4 protein-coding genes and 1 tRNA gene are annotated in these 3,985 nt (G+C 38.0%); all 5 read right to left on the reverse strand.

The annotated features are described in order from the left end of the window. Positions 1-252 precede the first annotated feature (252 nt). Positions 253-332 (reverse strand) — tRNA-Leu (locus tag AC1DND_RS21940). Between the two features lie 69 nt (positions 333-401). Further along, positions 402-1,601 (reverse strand): aminotransferase class I/II-fold pyridoxal phosphate-dependent enzyme, encoded by a 1,200-nt coding sequence (locus AC1DND_RS21945; RefSeq protein ID WP_477584738.1) that lies wholly within the window; start codon positions 1,599-1,601, stop codon positions 402-404. 48 nt (positions 1,602-1,649) lie between these two features. Next, complete coding sequence (locus AC1DND_RS21950) at positions 1,650-1,946, reverse strand: DUF3817 domain-containing protein (protein ID WP_477584739.1); 297 nt, start codon at positions 1,944-1,946, stop codon at positions 1,650-1,652. A gap of 228 nt (positions 1,947-2,174) precedes the next feature. Continuing rightward, on the reverse strand, positions 2,175-2,711 hold the full coding sequence (gene hscB, locus AC1DND_RS21955) for a Fe-S protein assembly co-chaperone HscB (RefSeq protein ID WP_477584740.1): 537 nt from the start codon (positions 2,709-2,711) through the stop codon (positions 2,175-2,177). Between the two features lie 83 nt (positions 2,712-2,794). Further along, positions 2,795-3,985: RIP metalloprotease RseP (gene rseP, locus AC1DND_RS21960; RefSeq protein ID WP_477584741.1), on the reverse strand; the 1,191-nt coding region annotated here is incomplete at its 5' end.

Consider the following 3,985-nt stretch of genomic DNA (forward strand, 5'->3'; position numbering starts at 1 on the left):
GACCAATGCTTCTGCCGAATCATTCAATGCAAAGATTAAAGCGTTTAGATCCCAATTTCGTGGCGTGAAATGCGTAAAGTTTTTCCTATACAGGCTAACTCAATTGTATGCTTAAAAATGACTACTCCACAACTTTTGGTATTGATCCAAAATTTGGCGAAGTTCAAAAATAGCTTATACACCTGATAAACAGCAATTTAAAGCATAAAAAAACCGGAAAGAATGTTTCAAAAAACTATCTTTCCGGCTTTGTACCCAGCGCCGGAGTCGAACCGGCACGGTTTCCCACAGGTGTTTGAGACCAGCGCGTCTACCAATTCCGCCAGCTGGGCATTTGCTTATTCAGCGGGATGCAAATGTATAAATTAAGCACTTAATTCGCAAATTTTATTTGCTTCTTTTTATGTCTGATCTGATTTACTAAAACCTTCACCTTTTAACACATTACCTAATAACAACTGGTTCAATTGTTTAACTTCTTTTTTACTCATTTTCACATTCATTGGCAGATAAACTAAATTTTGAAGTATTAGCTCATTTGAGGTTTTTGGCGGCAAACCCGTGAAACCTATCTTAACTAAACTAGAGGCTTTTGACGTTGCATCGAATCCTTTTTCTCTTAATTTATCGATTAACAGTGATGGATTAGCCGCTACTATCGGAATTACCCAATGTGTATGCCTTAAGTTTGCAGCACCAATAATATTTTGCGAATCAACATTCAATAATAATTCGTTAGCCAGTATTTTCCTTTTATGAATACGAGATTGATCAAAATCACTCACTTTATGTTGCAACATGCACAAATTGGCATAACATGGCCTGTATTTGATTTTCTCCATTACATCTGCACCAGGAAAACCTCTTGTAAAACCAGTAATAAATGCATCAAAGTCTTTACCAAATTGCTTGCAAAGCCAATAAGCTATGGTAAATGGCCATCTTGCGACAAGAATGTTAATCAGGGTAGCAATAATTATTTTTTTGAAGTATCGATTACCTTTTTGCACCGGCAGCCTATTGTTCAATATTTTTACCGCAGCCAGTAATTGCTCGTTTCTAATCTGAAGTATCGCACCACTTAAGGCTGTATTTGTCTTAATTAGTCCAAAACTGAACAATACCACGTCCGATTTTAAATCCCCTTCATAAACTCCATCATAAGCTTGCGCACAATCTTCCATTACGATCAGATTATGCAATTTGGCTATGTCAAGCAGTGCTTCGGTATCCATTATGGCACCAAATAAATGGGTAATGAGCAGCAGCTTTGTTTTGGGTGTAATAGCTGCCGCTATCTGTCCGGCGGATATACCTAGTGTATTTATATCTATAGGTAATGGTATAACTTTTAAATGATGGGCTGCAATAATTGCAAACATATCCGGGATGTTAATATCTGCAACCAGTATTTCGTCACCAGGTTCAAGATTTAGTGCTTCTAATACGAGATGTAAACCTGTACGAACAGAAAGACAGGGCAACTGCTCTTCAGGAAACCGGGGTTGTTCTTTTTTAAAACCGCTAGCACTACCAATACAGTATAATGCACCCTTAAAAAGTTCGGTAAAACGGATATCTAACCTACCTCTGGCGATCATTTGTTAAGCGCATATGACACAAAGGTAAGTAATTTGTGTAATGGGCAATTAGTTTAGGGGTCTTTCATCTTTTAATTTGCGATCAACCACAAAGGGCATAAATGGCAAAAGTGATGCTAAAAAGATCAAAACGGCTTTACCAAACTTCCATTTTTGCTCTTGCCAAGCTAAAACTAAGGTAGCTGCATATAAAACAAATAATAATCCGTGCGCCCATCCGGTATATTTTACATACAAAGGAAGATCTGCAAAATACTTTAACGGCATAGCTACAAATAATAAAAGCAAATAGGATATGCCTTCCGCTACGGCCACTTTACGAAAAATTGAAAGAGAACTATTCATTGATCTGATTGTTTGCTCCGAAAGTAAAACAAAGCTTTTGCCTATCAAAAACTAAAAAATGATTTTACAATCGGGTGTCTTACAAAGGTCGAAGGTGGAAGGTTTAGGGCTTTCCATCTTTTAACCGCAGAAGACACAAAGAAAAGGCACAAAGTGCACAGCGTGGGGCGCTTATTTTTTACGCTACATCTTCGGACCTCCGACTCCCCGACTTCAAACTTCTTCCATCTATTTCGGCAAGCGTTCCCTAATCCGATCAACGTATTTCTGCCGGTAAAAATTATCCTTAATCAAAGGCAATAGTGCATCAGATGCTGTTGGGTTGCCATCAAAACGACCTATCAGATCATTCAGTTCGTTAGCCAGGTCTTGTTCTATGGCATCAACATCTCGTTTTACCTGCGCTAGCTTTTCGGCATCCGGCTCGAATTCCAAATCCATTAAGGCCTCGTTTACATCCATCATTTCCATTAGAAAAGATTGGGGCAGTTGATAACCTTCATCTGTTTCTACAATCCCTTTTAACTCGAGCACGTATTTTAAGCGTTTTTTAGCATTACTCAGTGTCTGGTAAGCCTTATTGTTCAAAGTTGACAGATCGAGCACTTCTTGCTGCTTCTCTTCGCTTTCATTGGCATAAAAATCGGGATGAAACTGCTTGCTAAATGCATAAAATTTTGTTTTAACTGCATTTTGATCTGGATTAAACTGGATCGGTAACGCGTAAAAATCGAAATAATTACTATCTGTTGTTGCTGCGCTCATGGTGCATATTAAATTAAAAAGCCGCAGATGTTCAGATTGATTCGTCAAATCTGTGCATCTGCGGCAATTATATAAATTTGGTTTTACTTACCGAAAGATTTTAGAATATCATTACCAAAAGCAAACACCATTAAACAGATCAAGATCACAAAACCCACAATTTGCGCCTTTTCCAGCACTTTTTCGCTTACAGGCTTACGTTGTACCATTTCGATTAAAAGAAATACTACATGGCCTCCATCTAAGCCTGGAATAGGCAATAAATTCATAAATGCCAATGCCATCGAAATTAATCCTGTTAAAGTCCAGAATTTAACCCAGTCGAAAGTACTGCCGTACACCTTGGCAATCCCTATCGGGCTGCTGATGTTACGTGCACTTAACTTTCCGGTAATCATTTTGCCAATGCCTTTTGCATTATCTACAAAAGTACTCCATGCCATAGTTGCACCAACTGGTAACGACTCTATAAAGCCAAAATCTACATGTGCAGTTTCAGGCATTTTTAGATTAGGGATAATTCCAATCGTTCCATCTTTGCTTACTTTAAGATCGAACTTTACTTCTTTGCCTTTGCGTAGGGCATTAATGGTAATTGGTTTTAATTTGTTTTTAGAAACCTCTTCTTTAAACTGATCGAAGAAAGTAATCTGTTTTCCATTAACCGATAAAATACTATCGCCCGGTTTAATTCCTGCAGCATAAGCTGGATATACGGGCTTCTCGAACTTCCTGCCAAACAGCTTATCAAAAAAAGATGGTTTATCTGCTTTTTCATCAGGTGCACTTACCTTTTCTACACTTTCCATCGCATATCTGGGCGAGATAAAATTCTCTTTATCGTTTTTCGATATTTTATTTAAAATGATATCCGGAACAGAAATGTAAAGTGTTTTATTCTCCCTTAAAATGGTCAGCTGAGCTCCATCAAACAATACTTTGCTCGATATAGCATCTTCAAAACGGATTAACTTGTTGCCGTTGATGGCTAAAATCTTATCTCCGTTTTTTAAACCAATTTCTTTCCCAATTGCGCCTACAGAAATACCATCGTTCAGTTTGCTGTTAACGGTATAATTTTGCCCGACGTTAAAGGTTAACATCCAGAAGATAAAAATACCTACAATTACGTTTACGATAATACCACCAAGCATTACGATTAAACGTTGCCAGGCTGGTTTAGAACGGAATTCCCATGGCTGAGCAGGTTGAGCCATTTGCTCAGTATCCATACTCTCATCAATCATTCCGGCAATTTTTACATAACCGCCAAG

Source organism: Pedobacter sp. 01N416 (assembly GCF_056399685.1).

Bases quoted from the DNA above. Each gene is read 5' to 3' on its own strand.
- hscB (WP_477584740.1), bottom strand. From the start codon at position 2,711: ATGAGCGCAGCAACAACAGATAGTAATTATTTCGATTTTTACGCGTTA.
- AC1DND_RS21945 (WP_477584738.1), bottom strand. From the start codon at position 1,601: ATGATCGCCAGAGGTAGGTTAGATATCCGTTTTACCGAACTTTTTAAG.
- AC1DND_RS21950 (WP_477584739.1), bottom strand. From the start codon at position 1,946: ATGAATAGTTCTCTTTCAATTTTTCGTAAAGTGGCCGTAGCGGAAGGC.